Source organism: Legionella fallonii LLAP-10, from assembly GCF_000953135.1.
Classification (GTDB): domain Bacteria; phylum Pseudomonadota; class Gammaproteobacteria; order Legionellales; family Legionellaceae; genus Legionella; species Legionella fallonii.
On record NZ_LN614827.1, the window covers coordinates 1,824,366 to 1,849,017 of the forward strand.

Consider the following 24,652-nt stretch of genomic DNA (forward strand, 5'->3'; position numbering starts at 1 on the left):
GAAAGGTGTCCCTATAATGATCTTTCATTTGAGAAACAACTGACATACGACGTTCGAGGAAGATCTTTTTCAATCTGCTCATTGTAGGCTAGAAGTGTTTGCGGTGCATAATAAGCATTTTGAATGCCCCTAGGCATCCACCACATCAACATAATTACCGATAACTTTTTTGACTTTAGGCATAGCAAAAGCGTCTCTTCGAGCGCCATATAACTACATTATAACAATGCAGTATTAAGAAAAGACTAAACTACGAGCACGGAATCAGTATCAATACTTTCTACTCTCATTGAGGGTAGGTTCTTTATGATAATAAGATATTAATTATTTAACCCTAATGAACGCGGTTCCTTCTCATCATCAAGTTCTACATCTATTTCATTGGAATCAATTTGCTTTTTAGCAACAAGGGTCTCTGAAACTCGCTCATCCTTATCAGTCACAATCACCTCAGCAACATTATTTTCTACAGTCACTACCTCTTGCGACTTTAGAGTATCTTCTATATTTTGCATTAAATCTTCGATTTTCTTTTGGTTGTAGACATAAACAATATTCTTTCCAGTTACGATACTATCAATAATGCTTGAAGCAATCCTGACTAAGAATTGTATGAACGATATATAGAAGCGAGTTCCATCATCAGCTGCACTTAATTTATCAAGAAACTCTTTATCATTAGGCAATGATTGTACCTTAGATACACGTTCACCAATGGACAGGCTATGATCGGTAAGCTCTTTATTAACTACAGTAATATAATCCTTTAAATCCTGATTCCGAGCAGGGAGTTTATTACCAAATTTTTGCAGCATACGATAAGCTTCATAAACAATTAAATAATCACTGATACATTCTTTTTCAAAATTCTGCATCGAATCATATAAAGCATTCGCGCACTCACTAACGGCAAGGAAATTGTTTTTATTAACACGGTAATGTTCTCTAACAATTTTTTCATATTCATCAAGTATGGGCTTTTTAATTGATGTTGCTTTAAGCTGGTCACGTAGATAGACGTCAAACTGAATATCTAATAAAGCACTTTTAGTCGCATCAATATCTTTATCTGCAAATAATCCCAATTGTCCTACCAAAAATTCTAACTTGTCTTCTTTTACTTTTATTTTAAATGCTCGTTCCTTGTTATCAGGTTCTCGATCTTGTTCCGTTTTTAAGGCATTTATTTCTCTTTCTGTTTCAGCAATGACTATGTTTAGAAATGTTTTCTCGTCTAGAACAGATAGTTTTTTATCAAAAGACATATCTAATTCCAATGCAGCAGATAAGAATAGTTGGTTAACTACACCCATTACAGGATTAATTAATGTTCCTGGTTTTAAACATAAATAATCTTCTTCCTGTGATAATTTAGTAATTATATCTTTATAGGCATTTTCTTTTATTTTGACATAATCATTGGTAACTAATTGGTTGACCATCCCTACTACTTCTGACGTTTGAGAGCCCACACGTTGTATTTGATTAATGACATCTACAATAACGCCAATAGTTGTTAAATTGAAACCATAATGATCTCGTAAGGCATCGGTTAATTTATTGATTTCCTCACTCATTAATTGTTCATCACTCAATTGTCTTCTTGTATAGTTACGAATAATGGCAGGCTGTGTTCCAAACTCACCAGGATAACGAGCACGCAGATATTTCCTTGAGTCTTCTAGTGTTGGTGAAGCTAAGTGCAAATATTTAACACCAAGTCTTCTCGCTTTTGCAGCTGCTGATTCATTAGGATTAGCAAGGTCATCTTGAGGGGGGGTAGAGTCAAAAAACACACGTTCAGCTTCAACTTTTCTAGGCGTTTTTCTTTTTAATAGTTCTTGCTTAGTACTTTGAAGAACTACACCCAAATCTTCTAAATCTTTTTTATTGTAATCAATGCTTCTAACTTTTTTACTAAATTCCAGCATTTTTACTGCAATTGGACCGTAATGCTCTTTTAATTCCGGGGTCAATTTTTCAAGTACGTCCTTGAGTTGGGCTGCTTGATGTTGGATTTCAACTAAAGCCCTTGCTTGCACTACAAGCCTGTTGCTTTTATTGATGCTTTCGAAATGCTTGAGTGCCTCTTCTAGATGATACAATCCATTTTCTACCCTCTTTATCTGACGAACAACAGTAGGCTCATCCTCTCGAATAATATGTTCTTTTTGTCCTTCTGTTTTTTTCAAATAATCTTGAATCAATCTAGAAAACTTATCTTTTGTTGTTTGACTAAATTTTTCCCGTACCTCTGCCACAGTAGAGGACATTTTTAACTCTTGAAGAAACGCTAAATTTCCCCTAACGTTATATAGAGAAGACGGGGTAATCCGCTCTAACTCCCCAGGATTGATCTGAGGCTTATTTGCTTGAGCCAATAAATAATTTTGGCGTAATGCATCAACGTCTGGCTCTTCTGACGAAAATTTAAACGATTCTCCTGCAGCGAACTCTATGTGATTCACCGCATGATCAATCACCTGAATTTTTAACATTGCTGCTTTGTATCTCTGAGCTATGTAACTCTGTACAGTACTCTCTTGTTTTAATATTTGTGCAATGGATACCTTTACTCCCGCTTGCTGTTTAGGAGGTCTCGTTGCAAATTGCTCCAGCCAGGTAACACATTCATTCGCTATATCTAAATTATTATTAGCCATTGCCAATTGAATGCGAGCGAAATTTTGCCGCAATATAACTATATCTTCAAGAGTAATGTCTGAAAATAATTTATCTTCATACTTTCGTAGTGTTGCAAAAAACTCTCGTGCCGATGTCTCTTGATTTTCATATTGAAAAGACTCATTCCAATGATCTATCTTTTTGATATCAAGATTCATTTTCCTAATAGAAGCTAAATCAGAAGAAAGAGCAATTAGTTCCAATTTACTTGTAGGTGGTTTGGATTCAATAGTCTCATTTAATTTATCATTGAGCTTATCTACTTCAAGAATTATAGGACCAGATAAAGTACCAGCTTTCAGATAATAACGTGTCTCTATTTCATCTAGCATGACCAACAAGTCTGGATAACGATCTTTAATCCATTGTTGATAAGCTATTATAGTTGCCTCTTGCAAATTCGTAGCTTCACTTTGAAACTTTTTATTTAATTCTATAAGACCTAGAATTGCTTGCGGACCTTTGAATATGTTCCATAAAGAGCTATTTTCTTCAAAAAGCAGCTCCAATACATTACTAATGGCATCTATTCTTTCTTGGCTGATTCTTAAGCTGCTTGCAGATACCTCTGCATCAGCTCCCGCTAAATTAGCCATATTGTTCATTACAGTAGGTAATTCTGATAATAAACTAACTAACGAAGCAGTTTGCGTTCTGTCATCAGGAGAAGATTGTACTGAGGCCACTACTTGGCCAATAACACTCCCTATCGTTTTAGTCCATTCCATGCCTTTAAATTGGCCAGCCCATTGCCCATCACCAATTATAGTCTCCGCACTGTCTATTACTGGTTTAATTAAATCATAATTCTCACGAATCAAATTTTGTACTTCGGGAGTTACCTCAGTAAACAATTGCATCGATTTGTAAAGTTGTGATAACGCAGCAACACCTTGATGGGCCGCAGCAGCTTTACCAAAGGTAGTACTTGTATCAATCTGTTGCCATATTTTTATTGCCGCCTCAGCATAATACATGCTATTTATTACTTTTTTTATTGCAGCAATCTGAGGTGCATCATTATCTATATTAATAAAGGGGACACCTTTTTCTTGTTTCTCCAGTAAACTGAGAGATAAAGGTTCAGATAAAGTTGATTTATATTTCGCTAATAATACCTCTCTAGCCTCAGAAATTTTCTTAATATAATCTATTGGAGGAGACTTGGGCTGACTTTCTTGAATTAGCGGACTTGTTACAGGTGTTGTCTTACGGGTTTCTGCTACTTCCCCTATTTTCGCCCCTTCTACTACACTAGCGCTTTGTTGAACTTGTTGTTTTTTTGCACTTTCCTTGGGTAAAACTATCACTTCATCTTTTAAGCGCTCAAGAGCTGATACATCAAGCGGTGTTTGATCTTTATTTGATAAACCAGAACTTAAAGCGGTAATTTGTTGCAAAACAGGTGCCAATATCTTTTGTGCATCCGGAGTAAGCGCCATTATGCTTTGTTTTAAATCGCTAGCGGCCGAACCTAACTGGGTGTAAGTATATACATTAGTCGTTAGCCCCCACCAAAAATTGCTATTCTCGAAATACTCTAACCACCATTCTAACTGTTTTAAATCATCTTCAACTTTTTTTATTTGTCCATGGACTTCAGAGCTTTTATTAATAACAACTTGGAGTGTACTTACAGAACCACTTTCTTCCTTAGTTATATGACGCGTCACTAATATAGCTAAAGCTTCTCTTGATTCACGAACTTTGGTTGATAGTTTCAGACTTTGAATATAAGTAAGAGTTCCTCGCAAATTAGTTAAATCAACGGCTTGCACAGGAGTAAATTTATCGGGAATAATTTCTCTCTCTGGAACTTGTCCTGCTAAACCTTGAGTTATTTCATTAATCCGTGTTACAACGCGCGCCTCTAGTGAAGGTCGTTTTTCTTTAGCAGTTTGTTCCTCAGAAACAACCGTCTCTTGAGCTAATTGAATTTTTTCCCGAGATTTCTCTGCAATCATTATTTTGAATTTTTCAGAATTAATCTGAGAGGCAATAGTGTTATCAGCAACTTTCTCCACTGCTAATAACCTGCTTACACCATAATTGGCGACAATGAGTCCATAATAACTTGCAAAATTAGCCGCATAACCGGTCGCAGCCGCCCACCATCCTCTCTTTTCATTTGGAGTTTCTGGACCCTTGGTATTTAAAACTTCAGTAAATGCATTTTCAAGACTCAAATCCGCATTAGCGATTATCATTTGTACTTTAGGATAAACTTGTCTTAACAATACCCGATCAGACTCAAGAATTTCAGAAAATGATTTTCCTTGATAAGCACGCATGATTTTAAAGAAATGGGCCACAGCCATTTTCTGCTGCTCAGCAGCCATAATTACTTTCACACTTTTTGTCTGAGCGGCATCAATTTGTTGCATTCTAAGGGGCAGCAAAGAATCCGTTGTAGCGTTTCGCTGCGTAATTTGATAAGTACTATCAGAATCAAGCAATTGATTCATTTCTTTCATCAAACTATTGGCATTAGAACAAAGATCTTTAGACAATAAACCAGGTTTTAAATAATTTTGTCGCTCTAATTGATCGGCCAATACTACTAATTTAGGTAAATAGGTATTAGTCCAAGAAATATATTGTTCAATAGACTTTTTAGTAAAATCAAAACCATCTTCTTGAATATTTTTAAACCAATTCAATAAATCCTTGACAGCCTTAGCATCTTCAAAATCGGCAATTGATAACTGATTAATAAATGCATTATTATCCAAATCATCTAATAATGAGCGAATTAACTCCATTTGTTTTGTTTTATCTTGTTCCGTCGTGGCCTTATCCTGAACTGTTGCCATGCCGTGCATTAATTGTGATATTTTATCAAAAGTTGAAATAAGCGGATTGGTATTATTCCATTTGTTTAGATCTGAACCGAGTAAAGAAATGCCCTTTCCTACAACATCGGAGACTTTCTCCGTATTATCCATTTCAATAAATTTATCCATCCACCCTGATTTTTTTATTTCATCATAGGCCATAGAATACAAGGGTTGAATGATATGATAATTTTGGATTACAACTTCTCTTACATTAGGGTTTGCATCATCAAACAAGGATAGGGCTTTATAAACTTGGTAGAGTGCTTTAGGTCCTGTATACGCAAAATTAGTAGCGCCTAGATTTTCCCAGTTTTTCAAAGCCTCTTCAATATAATAGATACCGTTTATTACTTTTTTAATTGCGCCGACTTGGGGAGGATCATTTTGAAAATCAACAAAGGGTACGCCAGTTTTTTGCGAATTTAGTTTCTCTGCCAATAGCTCATCAAGTTGTTTTTTTAATACTTCAAGTAAATAGAGACGGGTCTCAGTAAATAACTGAGATGTAGGGGTTTCTGATTTATCGTTTGCTGGCATGTTATACTCCCATACTTTGAAAAGTATAGCTCTTTGAAGTACATTATGCTCATTTTGTGGACATTTTGCAAGTACTAAATTGCCTTAAAATATTAATCTTTGTAAAATATCTCATCTATAATTATTTCCTATTTATTTGCCAGGAGGCTGTATACCCTGATAAACAGCTACTTTCTACGCATGTAATAGGTAATTAATAATAGAATAATTATACCAGCGATAATAACAATCCCTAATACAATGGCAGGCCCACTTAGAAAACTGCTAGAGCCAGGGGAACTCCAGGGGTCAACGATCAGATCAGCGTAACTGCTCAATGAATAAAAGATACTTAATAGACTTAATACAATAAATATACACCCCACCATACATACTCTCCTAACACAATAGATGTACCATTTAAAATTAACGAATAAATTATAGAGTTCTTTATGGTCACTCTCATTACAAGATGAATCAACAAGGCTTCAATTAATAGCACTAAAAACTCGGTAATAATCCAACTAAAACCAGAAAGGATATATGAGGATAAAAAATAATAAAAAAAGTGAGCCATTGGATTAGTAAATAAATTTAATCCTATAATAAATACAACCCAAACCCAACGTTCTTTTTTAGGTATTTTTCTTTTGATAAAAAAACAATAGGCTAATAACTCCAAAGAAATAGTGAGCAAGAGAGCCATTACTGTTCTGATGGTTACAGCATCCATTTTCCCACTGACCTCCTATTTATTCTCTATTAGTTTCTTTGGATTGCCACACATAGTTTGTGAGTTCAGATATATTCGTAAAAATCCAGTAAAAAAATACCGGCGAATTTATTTGCTACCGTTATGATTTTATTATTTATTTTGACTATTTCTAAATCAATTAATTTAATTACTCCGATTCCCAACTGTACCTCATTGAAGTCTTTACATTAATTTTAATATTCTTAAGTATACTGTATTGGAGCGTTAATTTAATTTTTAGCCTTACTCGTATTTTTATTTTGTATAAGCTTAATTTTAAATCCGTTTCTATTGCTGGTTTGCCTAGTATTCCTCCATAACCTAACTCCTTGGTGATTTCTTACCCTGAAAAATGCAGGAAAAAAGAACTAGATTATTTTTTGAGTAAATCCTATTGACGTATTTGCCTTAGCTTATTTTTTGCACTAGCCCCGAAGTATATCACACTAGATCAAAGCATGATTTTTCTTTCACATTACAGGCCCTTTCCTCAATTATCGCCTCTAAATTTTGCCTTTTTCACATCAGCAGTCTATTTGCAAATGACTTATTACTATTGCGTTATTCGTGCATTGCCTAAAATTTTAGGTTCCCCAATAAAAACGGGTAGAATCCATTCGATTATTTATATACTTTTAGGGGCAGGATTTATTTTATTTTTTAAATGCGACAAATCAATTTATGGGATATTGGCAATGTTTCATTACTTATCTAGAAATTCCTTTGTTATTTTATTTACTTGGCTCCAAAGAGTATTGGCTGCTAACATGCCAAATTATCAATTAAAGAATCAAGAGTAAAAACCACAGGTAGAATTGCTTGTGAATACCGCGGGCAAGCCGCGGTACGTCGAAATTGATGATAATCAAGAAATATCTATGGTAGAGTACGGATGACATAAGGTTGTGAACGTCACAGCCATATTTAAAGAGCGTCAGCAAAAGATAGATTAGTTTTTGCGTATCGCAACTATTTTAAAATGCACAGCAACGTCATCTTTAATTTCATTAGTACTTGCCCAATCACCTTGCCCTACTCCAAACATAGTACGCTTAATCGTTGTATGGCCATCAACCAGTGCATGGCCTTTAGGAGATTCTTCGGCAGTAAAGGTTAAAGTCACTGGCACTGTTTTATCTCTTATGGTCAATGAGCCAATGGCTTCATAGGTTTTATCACCTGTTTTATTAAATTTAGTTGCTTTAAACTCTGCTTTAGGAAACATTTTACTATCAAACCAATCAGGAGTTTGTAGCGTAGTAACTAAATCAGCATAAGATGCAGACAGGGATGTCATATCCACCACAATATGAATTGAACTTGCTTTATAATTGGCAGGATCTACAAAAATTTCTCCAGAAAAATTTTTAAACATTCCTGTAAAAGGAGCTTCATTTTGAGTTGCAGTAAATGAAAGCTCGCTTTGCTCAGGATTTATTTGCCATTCAGGAAGAGTATTGGCGCTCGTAATCGAACACCCTAGAAACATCAATAGAAAAAGGAAATAACATCTAATTAATTCCATGATATCATTCTCCGTAATATATTATCCTTATTAATGAAATGGTGTTTTAATGCTGCTGCAGTATGCATTGCTATAGCTGCAATTAGTGCATAACCTAGCCACTCATGAACCCATTCAAAAAAGACACGATGCTGTTCATTAGCAGCTACTAAATTGGGTAAAGTAAATAACCCGAAAAATGAAGCAGGAAGACCTGCTGCTGATGTAATTAACCACCCACTAATTGGCATAGCAAACATAAACCCATAAAAGGCCCAATGCATGCTCCGTGCTGCAATTTTTTCAATCCATGGTAAATCTAACTCGGGCATTTGATTGCATAAACGCCAAGTAAGCCGAAAAATCGCCAAAAAAAGTACTAAAAGGCCGTACTCTTTATGCCATCCATAAAGCTTCAATTTTTCTAAATTAATAGGCAAATTCACCATATATAAACCCAGTGCTAATAAGCCAATAATTAGAAAAGCAATCAACCAATGCAGCACAATAGTTACTAAACCAAAATGCGTGGTAGTATTTGTTATTTGCATTCTTTATCCTATTTTTTATCTTGATATGCTTCAGCACCGATTTGAATGATTACATCATCGCCCAATTCAGGTAACAATGTTTTAATTCCAAAATCAGAGCGCTTAATCACTGTTGATGCAGAAAAACCAACGGTATTTTTATTGGTAATCGGACTAATTCCTACCTTATTCAAGGTCACATCAAGAGTTATAGGTTGAGTAACACCATGAACAGTTAGCATGCCTTGTACTTTTGCTGAGTGTTTGCCTAAAACATCTACTTTATTACTGACAAAAGTAGCACTAGGGAATTTATCACTATCAAAAAATAATTTACCTTTTAGGTGTTTATCCAGATCGGGTAGGCCAGTAGAGATATCAGCAATTTTGATAGTCGCATTTACTTTACTTTGATCAGGGTGATCTTTATCCAGTACTAATTGACCACTGGCATACCACTTACCCGCTTGAGTAGAAAATCCTAGATGTTTAATAGTCCATAGAACATAAGTATGTTTGTTATCTAAAGTAAAAGTTTCTGGAGCAGCATAGCTTACAGCAGAAAAAGAAAAAATTGCTGTGAGTACGGTAACTAAACTTGATAGAACGCGTTTCATATTCATTCCCTTTATTTTATGAAAAAAAGACAAAACACACGACATTCATCATAAATTACGATGTGTTTTTACGTATTTTGCCCCTGCAACCATGATTTATTATCAATATACGTAGTGAATTTTTGCTTTATTTTCCTGCTTCTAAAGAACCGCCAACAATTTTTTCACATAATCCCTTAGGCATAATAAGAAATGCGTCTTTTTGCTTGTCTTTGGTAGACGAGCCGGCGCATGAAGCTGTAGCTGTAGCACAATCATTCATACCCATTTTAACTATCCCATAACACTTTTCAGTGGCCGCAGTATCTGGAGCTATTTCAGCCAAGGCTACGTTTGAAGCAGCTAGAGCAATAAAAGCTGCTACAGCTGATTGAACTATCTTATCCTTTTGTGACATCCCTATTCTCCGATTTATTAAAATATTTACCTCTCTATATTAGAACAAAATTTACAGAGTACCTAATTTTTATAGAGCCCTTCTTGGAAATCTATTTACAACCAAAACGAGCCAATTTTGATCATTTAGTCTATATTTAAATCACAAGGGACTTATTGAGGAATTAAGGAATGATACTTACAATAATGAAATCAAGTGGCGGCTTTTTAAGTGCTAAACGAAATCAGATCAACAAAATAAATTATTACGCTGAAAAAATAAATAAATACAATCAATTAGATCCTGAAAAGGCTTTAGTGCATGTCAATAAATTAATCGCTTATCGCCAAAAACTGCAAGGTGAAAAACATCTTTCTACAACAGTTCAACAGTGGTTTATCGAGAATGATGTTGATCACGTAAAAAAAAGAATTGAATTGAGTATTCGTGTGCGTGAATTATCAGCAACGACAAAATTAGGCAGCATTTATGAGCAATATAATGGAAAAGACAGTTTTAGAGCGTTAATAGAAGAAAAACTACTTGAAGCAGATGAACAACTCACAGTACATGCCTTGGAAAGTGGCAATAATCCTATCGTAAAAGTAGTTAGTGGTGAGCAATGTTTCATTATTCGATTTCTGAGAATGAATAAAAATGAAGAGTCAAGCAATAAGTCTCCGCGAGTTATTCGTGAGCTTTATAGTGATATGATCCCACAAATCCCCCACCCCTATTTTCTGGAAAAAGTAGAGGATGATGGGCATGAAATAACTTATATGGAATACAGCGAATTTTACCCTGAGGGTAATTTACAAACACTCTTTGAACAACTACGAGATCAAAAGGAAAAAGAAATAATTACAGATGAAGAATTTAATAAAACCCTTCTGCTCTATGCAAAAAAATTAGCTACTTTTTTTACTCTTATTAATGAGCAACATATTTGGTATACCGATCTGAAACCAAGCAATATTTTACTCAACGAACATGATATTATTATTAGTGATATCAAGGGATTAATTCAATCTCATCAGACAATTGTTGCAAGTAATAAAACAAACACCAGCCAATTTTATTATCAATCTACAGTGTACAATGACAATAACATCCATTTGGAATTACTCCAATGCCAAACTTTAGCAACTACTCTCTATGAGCTAGCCTGCGGACGATTGCCAAAACAAAAAATATCAGATAAGGGCACCTGGAAAAATATCTATGATTTTGCACAACCTGTATTTTCAGAAGAACATGGTGCTTTTTTAGAGGAATTGATCAAGAGGTTAAATATACGGCTCCCGACAACAATGACACATATCTTAGCACAAATAGATGATCACTTGTTGTCTTATGAAGAGGAGCATCATGAGTTGCTGATAGATGATTCAGATATCATTGAGTTACCAACACCACGGAAACCAAGAGGGTACAGTAAATTATAAATTATTGGGCTACATGCACTAGCCCAATATTCTATACTCCCAAATACTGCGACAATGCCTCATAAGCCTTTTTGGCATATTCCAAAGGTGGGGCCTTAGCCGGATCTTGTTCTGCCTCAACTATCATCCAACCGGAGTATTGATATTTTTGCAATGTGTTGATGATAGAAACAAAATCAATAGCGCCATCACTAGGCACTGTAAATACCCCTGCTCGCACAGCATCCATAAAATTCATTTGCTCTTTTGCAACTCTATCTAAAATTTCTGTACGAATATCTTTTAAGTGAACGTATAAAATACGGTTACTGTATTTATTAATTAAAGCGAGTGAATCAATACCCGCAAATGCAGCATGTCCTGTATCAAGCAATAAAGAAAGCAACTGAGGACTTGTATTTTCCATTAAAAAATCGATTTCATGCTCATAAAAAACCCCTGTTCCAGCATGGTAATGATAAACAAGACGCATGTTAAAATCATATGCAATGCGACCAATAATATGTAATCCCTGAATAAGCTTCTGCCATTGCTCTTCACTAAACTCAGGCTTATGTGGACTTAAAATAGGTAATTCAGTTCCTTGAATAGCATGTCCGCATTCACAAATATTAATAAACGATGCCCCCATGGCACGCATAAAGCTTAAATGCTCCATAAATCGCGATAATGTATTTTCATACTGATCGGCCTCAGTAAAAAATGTACTAAACCACGCGCTTGATAACTGCAAACCTCTATCATTTAATGCTTTTTTTAAAACAGAGACATCACGAGGGTATTTATTACCCAATTCGGTACCTAGATACCCCACCATAGACATTTCACGAATACATTGTTCAAAGCTAATATCCTTACCTAACTCTGGATCATCGTCATTACACCAGTTGATGGGAGCTATACCTAATTTGATATCCATAAATAAATCCTTAATACAATAAAATCTAATATTCTCTAACCTGTTTTAATTGATGTTTCATTGCCTGATGCGCATTGTTAACCTCTTCAGAGTTAGATACCTCTGCTACTGCCACACGCCACCAAGTTTGGTAACCATTACTCATAGTCTTAGGCAATACTGGTAGCACAATGACTGAAGATTGTTTTTCATTTCTAGCAACCTCTAATGTTCCTTCTAATTGATCATAAGAATCTACAAAGAAAGTTTTAGCGCCTAATCCTTCAGCATATTTACAAAAGTCTATGGGCAAATAATCGCCAGTTAGTCTGTTAGTTTTATCTTGTCGATAACGAAATTCATTGCCAAAACCTTGACTTCCGTTACTTTCCTGCAAGTTTCTAATGCATTGAAAGCCATGATTATTAAAAATGATAATGGTTATTTTTTTATGTTCTTGAATACTCGTCAGTAGTTCAGAGTGCATCATGATAAAACTGCCATCACCGACTAAAACATAGACTTCGCCAGAATGGTTTTCTTTAGCTAACCGGACCCCTAGTCCAGCAGCTACTTCGTATCCCATACAAGAGTAGGCATATTCTAAATGGTAATCTTTTGGTTTTTTAGATTGCCAAATACGATGCAAATCACCAGGTAAACTACCCGCTGCACAGATAATTACATCATTTTCTGTCACCAAATCATTGAGCAAACCTAGAGTTTTGATTTGAGATAAGCCTTTCTCTGTATGCTGCATAACAGATCCCAGACGTTTTAACTCTAGTTTCCATTCATCCTGATACTGCTGCATTAATTGCTCGTAGGTTTTAGAAGAGGAATAATTTCCTAATTTTTTCCCCAATTGCTCTAAGCCTAATTTTGCATCCCCTTTCAGCATCAAACCATTCATTTTCAGTGCATCAAAACGCGAGACATTAAGATGAATTATTTGACAGGACTCATTTTTAAATCCCCATTTGGATGCTGTAGTAAAATCTTGTAAACGTGAGCCAATCACTAAAATGACATCTGCTTGGGCCGCTAAGGAGTTGGCCACTTCAGAACCTGTAACACCTATCCCTCCTACATTCATAGGATGACTTGCCGGTAAAGCACTTTTTCCAGCCTGGGTTTCTGCAACGGGAATTTTATGCTGTTCAACAAATTGTGATAAAACATCGGTAGCCAATGAATAATGAATCCCTCCACCAGCGATAATTAAGGGTTTTTGTGCTCTAAGAAGGAGATCTGCTGCTTCATCAATGGCTCTCTCACTGACGGATTCTCTATCAATATGCCACAAGCGTTTTGCAAAAAAAGAATCCTCATAGTCATAAGCTTCTGATTGGACATCTTGCGGCAAACATAAGGTTACAGCCCCCGTTTCGACAGGATCAGTTAAAACTCTCATTGCATTCATACAGGCACTCATTAACTGTTCTGGTCTGTTAATTCTATCCCAATATTTACAAACAGGTTTAAAACAGTCATTAACAGATAAAGTATAATCATGTGGTGTTTCTAGCTGCTGTAAAACAGGATCGGGTTGGCGACAACTGAATATATCTCCGGGTAACAAAAGCAGAGGAATGCGATTCGTTGTTGCTGTCGCGGCGGCAGTAATCATGTTGGTCGCCCCTGGACCTATAGAAGAAGTGCACGCGAAAATGCTTAATCTGTTTTTTTGTTTTGCATAAGCGGTAGCTGCATGAGCCATTCCTTGTTCATTATGCCCTTGGTAATAAGTTAGCCCGTAGTTATCGTATTCAAGGGCTTCACCTAAACCTGTTACATTACCATGTCCAAAAATGCCAAATACGCCCTTGATAAATTGATGCTCTTGACCATCCATTACTACGTATTGATTCGCTAAAAATCGCAGTAGGGCTTGGGCCATAGTTAGTCTAATTTTCATTAAAATCATCCTTAAATATGATTGATTTATATTGGTGCAGAGCTCCTGGGGTATCAGGTTCAGAATGAAATGAAATATTGTTCTAATACCCTCTCCCTAACCCTCCCCCGCGATTTAGTATCGATTTCCAAACAAAACTCCTTGCGCGGGCGAGGGGACTTTCCGTGCCATCGGAGTATTATTCCACTTATTATCCCCTCGCCCTATTATCGATGTCCAAATAAAACTCCTAACTCGAGCGAGGGGGACTTTCCGGGCCATCGGAGTATTATTTCACCTCTTATCCCCTCGCCCTCACTGCCATTAAGCTAAGATATTTCGAATTCCCGCGGCCTCGACCGCGGGATCCATGATGTGGCTCCAGTTATGGATACCGCGCGGTAATTCGGTATTAAATAATCCCTGAACTTAATGGCTATGTCCTAACCATCTCCTGCGAAGAAGAGGGGAAAATATACCTCACATATTCTTTAGCCTAACGGCTATGGATCAAAATGATTATCGTTTTTCCTTCCATACTCGATTATTTGCTTTTTTCGTTCTAGTCCATTCATGTTCCTTTATAAACGTAGGGGTAATATAAGGATTATCTTTTAAATGACGTATGAACCAGAGGGTGTAAAGCGCGTATCCGGGAGCGGCACAATGAGCATGGCTCTGCCCACTAGCAATTTGATACGTGTCATAATTCTCTATCCGTAAAACGTCCTTGCCTTGTTCACCAAAGGCATAGCCTTGAGGTTCCGAAAACCTGTAATGATAAATCTCTGGTTGCTCGTGGTAATGAGAAGGATAACTGGACCATCCCCCCTGAAAAGTAATGATCTCCCCAACCACTAAATTAGACTCAGGTCTGTTACGTTTATCAAACACCGTTCTCACTACACGATAAGATGTATCATCCAGAATATCTTTCCCACGATTATCTAATTCTAAAAGATTAGACTCATCAAATAGCAAAGGGGCAAATGGGGTATCATTTACTGTTTCAATCACCAGAATCTCACAATCCGTTGTAGCCTCAACCGAAGCTTTTTGCCCAACAGGACAATGCAGGACTATAGGAGCTTGAGAAAAGTAATCATATCGTTGTACTTGCCGACTTTGATTTGCATAATGAAATACAACTTTTCCCGTCATTAGTAAGGCAGCAAACTCATAATCCTCATTAAACGAGTATCTTTGCCCTGCATCTAATTTTACAGAACTAAAACTCATGCCACTACAAGATGAGAGCTTATCCATGCTTACAATAGAAGTAACTCCGCTATCAAAACCGTGCAGGTTTTTAATAAGCAATTGCTGGCAGCTATCTCCTCTTCTTTTTTGATGTAATTGCTCTAAATAAGCACTTTTCCATAGCTGTGGCTGTTCATCAAAGTGCTTAATAAAATAGTCTAATTCATCTTTATAGGGAATGGCTGGAGCGCAACCATGACGAGTAACCACTAAAGCACCACTAGCATTTGCATAGGTAGTAGCGACTTCCCAAGATTCCCCTCGTAAAAGAGCTGATAAAAGACCCGCCATAAATCCATCACCCGCCCCTAGCACATTGAGCACTTCGACAGGAAAAGCCTTGGTTTTTATGTGGTTCTTTCTATTTATGAAACTAACCTCAGCTCCTTTTTCTCCTCGTTTGATCACTATAGGAGCCGGAGTAAATCGCCTGATGTTTGCTAAGGATTGATTCAGCTCATCATAGCCACCCGCAATGCAAATCTCTTCTTCCGTTCCCACTATCAAATCGCAATGTGGTAAAATACGTTGATAGGTTTTACTCACCTCCTGATTATGACAATAACGCGTTTCTCCATCACCAAGTCCGGTTAATCCCCACAGAACAGGTCTATAATCCAAATCAAGAATGACAGTTGTTTCAGCTTGTCTTGCTAATGGAATTACTTCCTCTGTCGTTTGTAGCATGTCTGCGGTAGATAAACCGGTACCTGTAATTAAAATAGCTTTTGCTTGCTGCAATATTGCCCCATTAATTTGATGGGACTTAATTTGCATGTCCGCACAATCAGTACGGTAGAACATTAAAGGAAACTCTTTGGGTGGCTTAATACCCAATAACACTAAGCCAGTTAAATGATTTTTGCTTTCGTACAGTAAGTTAGTATTTACTCCCTCAATTTCCAATTCATTTCTTAAAAAAGCCCCCATCTCATCCTGTCCAACACAAGAAAACATCATGCATTGCAAGCCAAGGCGTGCGGCACCCACCGCAATATTACCAGCACATCCACCTAAATATTTTTTAAAGCTCCTAGTGTCTCTTAATGTGGACCCAACTTGTTCTGAATAGAGATCTACGGCAACACGTCCCATGCATATCAGATCTACAGGTCGATTCGCATTAAAGTAAAATAGTGGATTAGTCATGCCTTCCTCAACTCAAAAAAACAGGTAATTTAGTAGTAAGAGATTGTTTTGCTGCATGAGCTATTCGTAGCGCTTGTAACCCATCTTTTCCAGAAACAGGGCTAGGCTTATTGTGTAACCATGCATCATAAAATGAACCTAACTCCGCTACAAAAGCTTGTTGATAACGCTCAAGGAAAAAATATTCGGGGTTAGCCTGTTCTGTAGTCGTATTAGAATAACGTGTTACCGAATGCTTTAAGTGATTAGCTGCCACTAACATTCCTTCATTACCAAACACCTCAATGCGTTGATCATAGCCATACACAGCCTGACGACTGTTATCTATAACACCTAAGGCTCCATTAGCAAAGCGCAGTTGTATTATTGCAGTATCAATATCATGTAATGCTTCAAAGTCGGGATTAATTAGAACGGAGCCTGTAGCAAACACCTCAACAACTTCTGATTGAGTTAAAAAACGCGCCATGTCGAAATCATGAATGGTCATGTCCATGAATAACCCCCCTGAAGTCGCACAATACTCCTTAGAGGGGCAGGCAGGATCACGTGAAGTAATCTTCACTATATGAACAGCACCTATTTCGCCGGTTTGAACTTGTCTTTGTAGATGAGCGAAACTAGGATCAAAGCGACGATTAAAACCAAGTTGTAATAAAGTGTTATTTGCCTGAACTGTCTTTAATGCAGCTAAAATGTCTTCCTCATCTAAACCAATAGGTTTCTCACAAAATATGGCTTTACCCGCGTCACTAATTGCTTTGATTTGTTCTAAATGTAAGGTTGACGGCGATGCAATAAGAACAGCATCCAAATCCTGATTAAAAATCACTTCTTCTGCATTATGGTATTGGTGGTTAATAGATAATTTATCTGCCCATTCTTCATTTAGATAAGGATCGGCTATAGCCAATAAATCATATTGTGGTAAATGATATTTAATATTTTCCGCGTGCAATTTACCAATACGCCCTGCTCCAATGATACCTATACGACATCGTCGCTGTTGATTTGCGCTGTTCATATTATTTAATCCCTCGCTAATTCCAATTTGTTAGTTTTTATTTGTTGTTGATCCAAAAACGGGTTGTCTGACATAGTAGTTGCAGTGGACAACTGCTGACCAATATCTTTCATCTTTTTTCCCATCATCAAATTTTTTTCTATTTGTTCTAAAGAAACGCCCGTAGTCTCTGGTACAAAATGATAAATGAAGAAAAATGCCAACAAGCATAATGAAGCAAATAAAGTGAAGGTCAGCATTTGCCCCAAATTCTGGTAAATAGCTAAGAAAGAGAGCGAAACGACAAAATTAGCGCCCCACTGTACTACGGTAGCAATACTCATAGCCAACCCGCGCACGGATAAAGGATAAATTTCAGAAATTAAAACCCAGAACAAAGATCCAACACTAATACAATAACCCATTACATAGGTCGATAAAGTCCCCAATATCCAGAATTTTTGACCGGGTAACGCCGTATTAAAGAATAAACCAGCCATAAAGAGACTCAGAGCGGCAAGCAAAGAACCACTCAACAGTAAAAATCGCCGTCCTAATTTGTCAATATAAAATAAGGTCAGCACCGTGAATAAAAAATTGATCGTCCCCATCCAAAAAGTTGCCAGAATCGCATTTTTAACTGGATAAAAACCTGCTGATTGGAAAATAACTGGCCCATAGTACATGATTGCATTAATCCCTGAGAATTGCTGAAACACTCCCAAAGCAACACCGACCCCCAAAACAAAAATAATAGGTGATTTGAATAATACTTTATAATTTAGCTGTGTTTGATTTAAGTTACTGCGAATTTCATCCATTTCGTTATGAATGTTATAGCCATAAGGACGAATACGCTTTAAAGTTCGTACAGTCTCGTCTGCACCATATTTTTTCATTATCCAACGTGGTGAATGAGGAACAAAATACATCCCCATAAATAAAATTAGTGCCGGTACGCAACCCATTGCGAATAAAAAACGCCAACTGTGCGCAGAATAATCATGGATAAAATAACCAATTAAATAAGCGATGGCTTGACCAAAAGTAATGGTTAAACCATTAATCAAAACTAGGGCCCCTCTTTTGTTAGGAGGAGCAATTTCTGCGATAAATAATGGCGCCACATAAGAGGCAATTCCGATACAAATACCTATAACGAATCGACCAACTAATAATAAAGCCAGATTGTTACTTAGAGTACACAGCACAGTTCCCAAAATAAAGCCTAGAGCGACCATTTTTAATAAATGACGACGACTTAATTTATCAGCAAAAAAACCACTTAAAGGAATACCAAGAATACAACCCAATAGACTAATACTAACGACTTGAGACCATTGCCATTCGGAGAGAGATAATTGAGTCATCACCTGATCTTTTACATCGGCGATAATACTGGAATCAAAACCAAATAAAAAACCACCAAATCCGGCTATTAGAGCGACAAAAAAAACGAATGAATTGACTCCCTTATTCATATAAATCACTTTCCTTAGTTAATGAATATTTACTCAATCGCCGTTGATGTTATCACCCTCTATGATTAATAAACAGATGATAATGAGATTAAATGTACAGAATCTTAGTCATAAATAATTACAGAAAACAACATCTCTCTAGCCACTTAAGTGAGCATAGCCCTCTGTTTACGCCAATAAAAAATATGCTAAGATGATTTTCAAAAGTTCCTGGAGAACGCTAATGTTTCAAAATGCAATTGTTCGTACTCCCTCTGCATCTTTAGTCAATGGTTTAACTACATCAACAACCTTGGGTAAACCAGATTACGAGTTAGCATTAATTCAACATCAAAACTACATCAGTGCTTTATCACAATGTGGCTTGGAAGTTACTGTATTGCCTCCTCTTGAAGCTTATCCTGATTCTTGTTTTGTTGAGGATGTTGCTTTGCTTACTAAACAACTAGCGCTTTTAACCAAACCAGGGGTGCCTTCTCGACAAGGAGAGGTAGAGCAAATCAAGCCCACTATTCAACTGTTTTTCAAAGAGCAAATTGCTAAAATTGACACTCCAGGAACATTGGAGGCTGGTGATGTACTGCAAGTAGAAAACCACTTCTTTATTGGTTTATCAGCAAGGACAAATCGTGTTGGAGCACAACAAATGACTCAGGCTATAAGCCAATATGGTTATACCGCGTCAACTATCGAATTAAAAGAATTCCTGCATCTTAAAACTGGGGTAAGTTATCTAGGGCAGGACTATTTATTGGTTAACGGTGAATTAGTAAATCATCAAGCACTTGCTCACCTAACACAAATTATTGTTACACCCGAAGAATCTTATGCTGCGAATTGCATTATGATTAATGGGACTGTTTTACTACCTCAAGGATATCCTAAAGTAAAAAAAGCAATTGCTGGTTATGGCTTCCCCATAATTGAATTAGACGTCAGTGAGTTCAGAAAAATTGACGGTGGTTTAAGTTGTTTGTCTCTGAGGTTTTAATGAAAAAACAATTATCCATTTTAAGTCTTACTTTAATCACCGTCTGTTCAGTAGATAGTATTAGAAATTTACCTGCAGCAGCGATAGCAGGTAATCAATTATTTAACTACTTTACTTTAGCTTTGTTTTTTTTCTTACTCCCATGCGCCATTATTTCGGCTTGGTTTTCCAATCAGTCTCAACAAGGGGTGTATGGATGGGTGAAAAAAGGTCTTGGTAAACAATCAGCCTTTATGGCCATTTGGTACCAATGCATACAAAATGTACTACTTTATCCAACCATGCTCAGTTTCATTGCAGGAACATTGTTGTACAGTATTTCGCCAGCTTTAGTTGAAAATAAAAGTCTACTCTTTATTATTATTATTTGTCTTATTTGGGGATTAACCTGGATTAATTTGAAGGGGATTCACCTTTCCAGCCGCTTTAATTCTTTTTGCTCTATTACTGGATTGCTCGTTCCTTTTGCCATCATTATGATCATGGGACTTTATTGGTGGCTTACACAGACCCAAGGAACAAATAATATACTGCCTAAAGCTGCGCCCTACTCTTGGACTTCATTAACCGCCATCATTCTTTCATTCTGTGGTATGGAACTTGCGGCCGTACATGCGGAAGAAAGCAAAAAGGGTGCATTCCCTAAAGCTATGGCTGTTTCAGTAGTTTTAATTTTTTTATCCATGTTATTTGGTTCAATCATCATTGCCATGATCATCCCTCCTCAGCAATTAAGCTTTATCAGCAGTATCCCTCAGCTGATTCAACTGTTTTTCACTAAGATGCATTGTGGTCATTTGGCTTTTATTATTAATGGATTAATTGCTATAGGGTGCATTGGCGCTGCCAACAATTGGTTGATTGCTCCTATTAAAGGTTTGGGCTTTGCCGCAGGAGAAGGGTTTTTAAATACTGGGTTGACTGAACTTAATGAAAATAAGGCCCCAGCAAAACTGCTAATTCTCCAAGCAATTTGCGTGTCGGTTATCAGCACTTTATTTTTGATTATTCCATCGATTAATGCCTCCTATTGGATCATGCTAAATGCTGCAACTCAAATTAATTTACTTATGTATTTGTTGCTATTTATTAGTGCCATCAAAGTAACTTTCTCCGAGCAAATAAATAATAAAGTTAAAATTCTAATCCCTGCCAGCTTGGGACTTATGGGGATTGGCATTTCACTGCTCGTCAGTCTAACTCCTCCTCCCTCTCTTCAGCTGGAGTCGCAATTATCTTATTCTTTCTTTGGTATTCTTTTCTTAATCATGACCACTTTAATTCCCGTTTGGAATCAACGGCGTGTCGCTAATAAAGTACAAGAAACCAATTAAACCAACTAAATAGTTCATATTTACCTCTAGAGCATTACAGCTTAGCTATAATTTATATTAAGCGCTCATTCATCTCACGCGGAGCTATAATGCACATTTCAGGCAATATGATACGCAAAGCAGTAGATGCCAAAATAATCACTAAAGAACAAGCGAATAACTTGATTGATTTTCTATCCAATCTCCCAGAGCAAAGCCCTAGCTTTAGTGTAACTAATGTCCTTTATTATTTTGGCGGTCTCATTGCCATAGGTGCGATGTCTTTATTTATGAATTTAGGATGGGAACTATATGGGGGATGGGGTATTTTTTTTCTTTCTATATCCTATGGTCTTCTTGGCATTGCTTTAACGCATCAACTAGCCAACAAAGGCTATAAAATTCCAGCAGGTATTTGTGCAACCTTTGTTATAGTCCTGACGCCATTAGCTATCTATGGATTACAAAAGGGAATGGGCTGGTGGCCAGACGATACTGTATATCACGATTACCATACTTATATAAAATGGCATTGGATTTTTATGGAGTTTGGTACCTTGATTGTAGGGGTTATCATGGCATGGATCTATCGCTACCCCTTTATGATCATGCCCATAGCTGTAACACTTTGGTACATGTCTATGGATCTCACCTCCATGATTGCCGGCGGCTCATACAGCTTTGAATTAGGTTCTCTAGTATCCATGTATTTTGGTATCATTACTATGCTAATTGCATTTTGGGTCGATATCCGCTCCAGTAATTCGGCTGATTACGCTTTTTGGCTTTATATTTTTGGTGTAATGGCATTTTGGGGTGGTCTTACCGCGCAGCATTCCAATAGTGAAGTCTCTAAATTTATTTATCTGTGTATTAACCTCATTTTGATTTTCATCGGAGTCGTTTTAAGTAGAAAAGTCTTTGTACTATTTGGTGCACTAGGAACCTGTTGTTATTTAGGTCATTTAGCATTTGATGTATTTCAATACAGCTACTTATTCCCAGTAACATTGACGGCAATAGGATTTGCTATAATTTATCTAGGGATATTATGGCAAAAGCATGAGCTAGGAATGACTGTAAAAATGCGTTCTATACTTCCTAAACCACTAAAAGACCTATTAGAGGCAAGGGACAAGTTTTAAGTATTCGAGATCATAATGAAAGAGTTTAAAAATTTTAAGGAGTTTTATCCCTTCTATCTCTCACAACATCAAAATCCAATGTGCAAACGTTTACATTTTGTTGGAACATTACTCGTTTGCTTATGCTTATTAACAGCACTGATGACAGGCAATTTCTATTGGTTAATACTTTTGCCCTTCATTGGTTATGGTTTTGCTTGGGCTGGTCATTTTATTTTTGAAAAAAATAAACCCGCCACATTTAAACATCCGTTTTATAGTTTATTAGGTGATTTTGTTTTATTTAAAGATATTTTATTAGGTAAAAATAAAATGTAGACATGACCACTCTGTTGACTATTATCCTATAAACGGCCACTAAATACGAATAAATAATTTACGCCTATATAAAAATGCTACCACTAGAAAGTTTAAGAATAAAAACGCGAGTGAATAAAACAAAGCCGCATTTTGAGGCCCGAAACTACCAAATAAATGATCAGCAATCGCAGATCGGGAGTTATCCAAAGTGCCATTTCTTAATGGAAAAGAAAACATGGATTGAATTTTTAATAAAAGAACGTGAAAGATAAAAGCAAATAATGCGTTCATACCAAAGATTTTTAATGGTAAAGCCCATCGGGTATACCCTAAAATATCAATGATCCAAAAACACAAAGCAAAAGCAACTAAGGCATATCCCCCAGTCCATAATACAAAGGAGCTAGTCCATAGACTTTTATTAATGGGAAAACTATATCCCCAAATCCATCCCAAAAATAAAAATACACCTCCTGTAAGTCCCATGATGTAACATTTACTTTTATTACTTAAAGAAGTTAATAACAGTTGGCCGGTCAATACCCCTGCCAAAGTGGTGGCAATTGCGGGAATAGTACTAAAGCCACCTTCAGGATCATATGTCTTTGTATATAAATGCGCAGGAGACAATAGCATTCGGTCGAGATAAGTGGCCCAACTTCCGTCAATGGTGAGTTGATTAATCCCATGTCCAGGAACAGGTACCTGAGTCATTAAAAACCAATAACCAATTATAATTACTAAAAATATTAGAATTTGTGTTCTAACAGTAGTGTTCAAATAAATAATGGCGCAGATCAAATAACAGATTGCGATGCGTTGTAAAATTCCAAAGATACGAATAGTTGCTATATCAAAGTGATAAGGAATCGCGTTCAACAATAGTCCTACACAAAACAATACTAGACTGCGTTGAACTATGCCGGAATACAAAGATGATTTGGATTTCACCTGTACTTGATTTTTTAGACTGATAACGCTACTGATCCCAACAATAAATAAAAAAAAGGGAAAAACCACATCAGCTAAAGTACATCCGTCCCAGTCAGCATGCGCTAATAGTGCATAAGGAGCACGTGTCGCCTGGCTATTAACTATAATCATTAAAACAATAGTTAATCCCCGGAATACATCCAAAGATAAAATACGCTTGCTCTTGGGAGGAATACTATTCATTGTTTACGGCGGCAGTATAAAAAATTTAGATTAGCATTTTACTGCAAAGATAAAAAGTTAGCGTTAAAAATATCTTGAATTAATTATTCCTAACCTATATAAAAATGATAACTAACCTTGTATGTTAGTTCAAAGTTTCAATTAATTTAAAAACCTATACAGAATGTTTAATAAAAAAGAACGGACTTTATTATTTGCAAACAACCTTTGGTATCTTTCTGAAGGAATGCTTGGACCATTGTTTGGCGTTTTTTGTGCAAAATTTCAATCATCTCCCTTAGATATTTCCTGGGTTTGGGCTCTTTATTTAATCTCTGTTGGTATCGTTGTTATTGGTTTAGGTTACATTTCTGATTTTATCTATAAAGAAAAACTTTTGATTGTTGGCTACGCTCTCCAAACGGTTTTTACCTTCTGCTATATTTTTGTCAGCACTAAAAAACAATTAGCATTATTACAAATTGGTTTAGGTATTTCCGGCGGTTTATCGACCACGACCTGGTATGCGCTCTATGCACGATGCGAAGATAAAACGCATGAGGGGCTCACTTGGGGGTTAGCTAATGGGTTGGCCAGTATTTATACAGGGGTGGCCTTATTGTGCGGTGGTTTCATTATAGCCTACAGTTCCTTTGAGGTTTTATTTACACTTATGGGAATTGTGCAACTCATTGCCACCATTTATGTCAGTAGATTGGCTTCTTTTGAAAAACCGCAAATTTTACGACGCAGCAAATTAAGTAAATTATCGAAAAAATATTCGCCTTCTTAAGTT

The 24,652-nt window shown here is 36.5% G+C and carries 18 protein-coding genes; 6 read left to right on the forward strand and 12 right to left on the reverse strand.

The features are described 5' to 3' along the window. Positions 1-320 precede the first annotated feature (320 nt). From LFA_RS07450 to LFA_RS07485, 6 genes are all read right to left on the reverse strand, one after another. Entirely contained in the window at positions 321-6,059 is a 5,739-nt protein-coding gene (locus tag LFA_RS07450; RefSeq protein WP_052673890.1) for a hypothetical protein, read from the reverse strand. 340 nt (positions 6,060-6,399) lie between these two features. Then, positions 6,400-6,771: a hypothetical protein gene (locus tag LFA_RS07460; RefSeq protein ID WP_045095632.1), complete on the reverse strand. Its 372-nt coding sequence runs from the start codon at positions 6,769-6,771 to the stop codon at positions 6,400-6,402. Positions 6,772-7,741: 970 nt separating this feature from the next. Continuing rightward, a complete protein-coding gene (locus LFA_RS07470) occupies positions 7,742-8,317 on the reverse strand; it encodes a YceI family protein (protein ID WP_045095634.1) in 576 nt (191 codons plus the stop codon). Further along, positions 8,308-8,847, reverse strand: a complete 540-nt coding sequence (locus tag LFA_RS07475; protein WP_045095635.1) for a cytochrome b — start codon at positions 8,845-8,847, stop codon at positions 8,308-8,310. Before LFA_RS07475 ends, LFA_RS07470 begins: the two co-directional genes overlap by 10 nt. A gap of 8 nt (positions 8,848-8,855) precedes the next feature. Beyond that, a complete protein-coding gene (locus LFA_RS07480; RefSeq protein ID WP_045095636.1) occupies positions 8,856-9,443 on the reverse strand; it encodes a YceI family protein in 588 nt (195 codons plus the stop codon). Positions 9,444-9,570: 127 nt separating this feature from the next. Beyond that, entirely contained in the window at positions 9,571-9,840 is a 270-nt protein-coding gene (locus LFA_RS07485; protein WP_045095637.1) for a BufA1 family periplasmic bufferin-type metallophore, read from the reverse strand. Positions 9,841-10,010: 170 nt separating this feature from the next. Here LFA_RS07485 and LFA_RS07490 point away from each other — a divergent pair, with 170 nt between their 5' ends. Next, positions 10,011-11,264 carry a protein kinase family protein gene (locus LFA_RS07490; RefSeq protein WP_084602135.1) on the forward strand — a complete coding sequence of 418 codons (1,254 nt, stop codon included), beginning with the start codon at positions 10,011-10,013 and terminating at the stop codon, positions 11,262-11,264. A gap of 31 nt (positions 11,265-11,295) precedes the next feature. Here the strand turns inward: LFA_RS07490 and iolE are convergent, their stop codons facing one another. The 5 genes from iolE to LFA_RS07515 all read right to left on the reverse strand — a co-directional run bounded on the left by iolE (position 11,296) and on the right by LFA_RS07515 (position 18,952). Continuing rightward, positions 11,296-12,183 carry a myo-inosose-2 dehydratase gene (gene iolE / locus LFA_RS07495; RefSeq protein WP_045095639.1) on the reverse strand — a complete coding sequence of 296 codons (888 nt, stop codon included), beginning with the start codon at positions 12,181-12,183 and terminating at the stop codon, positions 11,296-11,298. Positions 12,184-12,208: 25 nt separating this feature from the next. Next, a complete protein-coding gene (iolD, locus tag LFA_RS07500; protein WP_045095640.1) occupies positions 12,209-14,080 on the reverse strand; it encodes a 3D-(3,5/4)-trihydroxycyclohexane-1,2-dione acylhydrolase (decyclizing) in 1,872 nt (623 codons plus the stop codon). A 498-nt stretch (positions 14,081-14,578) separates the two neighbouring features. After that, a complete protein-coding gene (gene iolC, locus LFA_RS07505; RefSeq protein ID WP_045095641.1) occupies positions 14,579-16,468 on the reverse strand; it encodes a 5-dehydro-2-deoxygluconokinase in 1,890 nt (629 codons plus the stop codon). Between the two features lie 7 nt (positions 16,469-16,475). Next, positions 16,476-17,492, reverse strand: coding sequence for an inositol 2-dehydrogenase (gene iolG / locus LFA_RS07510; RefSeq protein WP_045095642.1), 1,017 nt, complete (start codon positions 17,490-17,492; stop codon positions 16,476-16,478). A gap of 5 nt (positions 17,493-17,497) precedes the next feature. After that, complete coding sequence (locus LFA_RS07515) at positions 17,498-18,952, reverse strand: sugar porter family MFS transporter (RefSeq protein WP_084602136.1); 1,455 nt, start codon at positions 18,950-18,952, stop codon at positions 17,498-17,500. Positions 18,953-19,175: 223 nt separating this feature from the next. On the opposite strand from LFA_RS07515, the gene LFA_RS07520 reads away from it, so the two are divergent. The 4 genes from LFA_RS07520 (at position 19,176) to LFA_RS07535 (ending at position 22,719) form a co-directional block, all read left to right on the forward strand. After that, positions 19,176-19,943 carry a dimethylarginine dimethylaminohydrolase family protein gene (locus LFA_RS07520; protein WP_045095643.1) on the forward strand — a complete coding sequence of 256 codons (768 nt, stop codon included), beginning with the start codon at positions 19,176-19,178 and terminating at the stop codon, positions 19,941-19,943. Beyond that, positions 19,943-21,277: an APC family permease gene (locus tag LFA_RS07525; RefSeq protein ID WP_045095644.1), complete on the forward strand. Its 1,335-nt coding sequence runs from the start codon at positions 19,943-19,945 to the stop codon at positions 21,275-21,277. The genes LFA_RS07520 and LFA_RS07525 overlap by 1 nt, the downstream gene beginning before the upstream one ends. A gap of 89 nt (positions 21,278-21,366) precedes the next feature. Continuing rightward, a complete protein-coding gene (locus LFA_RS07530; RefSeq protein WP_045095645.1) occupies positions 21,367-22,401 on the forward strand; it encodes a hypothetical protein in 1,035 nt (344 codons plus the stop codon). A gap of 15 nt (positions 22,402-22,416) precedes the next feature. Next, the gene (locus tag LFA_RS07535) at positions 22,417-22,719 is read left to right on the forward strand and encodes a DUF962 domain-containing protein (protein ID WP_045095646.1); all 303 of its coding nucleotides are present in this window, start codon (positions 22,417-22,419) and stop codon (positions 22,717-22,719) included. A 39-nt stretch (positions 22,720-22,758) separates the two neighbouring features. On the opposite strand, the gene LFA_RS07540 is transcribed toward LFA_RS07535, so the two are convergent. Further along, entirely contained in the window at positions 22,759-23,877 is a 1,119-nt protein-coding gene (locus LFA_RS07540; RefSeq protein WP_045095647.1) for an acyltransferase family protein, read from the reverse strand. A gap of 163 nt (positions 23,878-24,040) precedes the next feature. Here LFA_RS07540 and LFA_RS07545 point away from each other — a divergent pair, with 163 nt between their 5' ends. Continuing rightward, the gene (locus LFA_RS07545) at positions 24,041-24,649 is read left to right on the forward strand and encodes an MFS transporter (protein WP_045095648.1); all 609 of its coding nucleotides are present in this window, start codon (positions 24,041-24,043) and stop codon (positions 24,647-24,649) included. Positions 24,650-24,652: the final 3 nt, after the last annotated feature.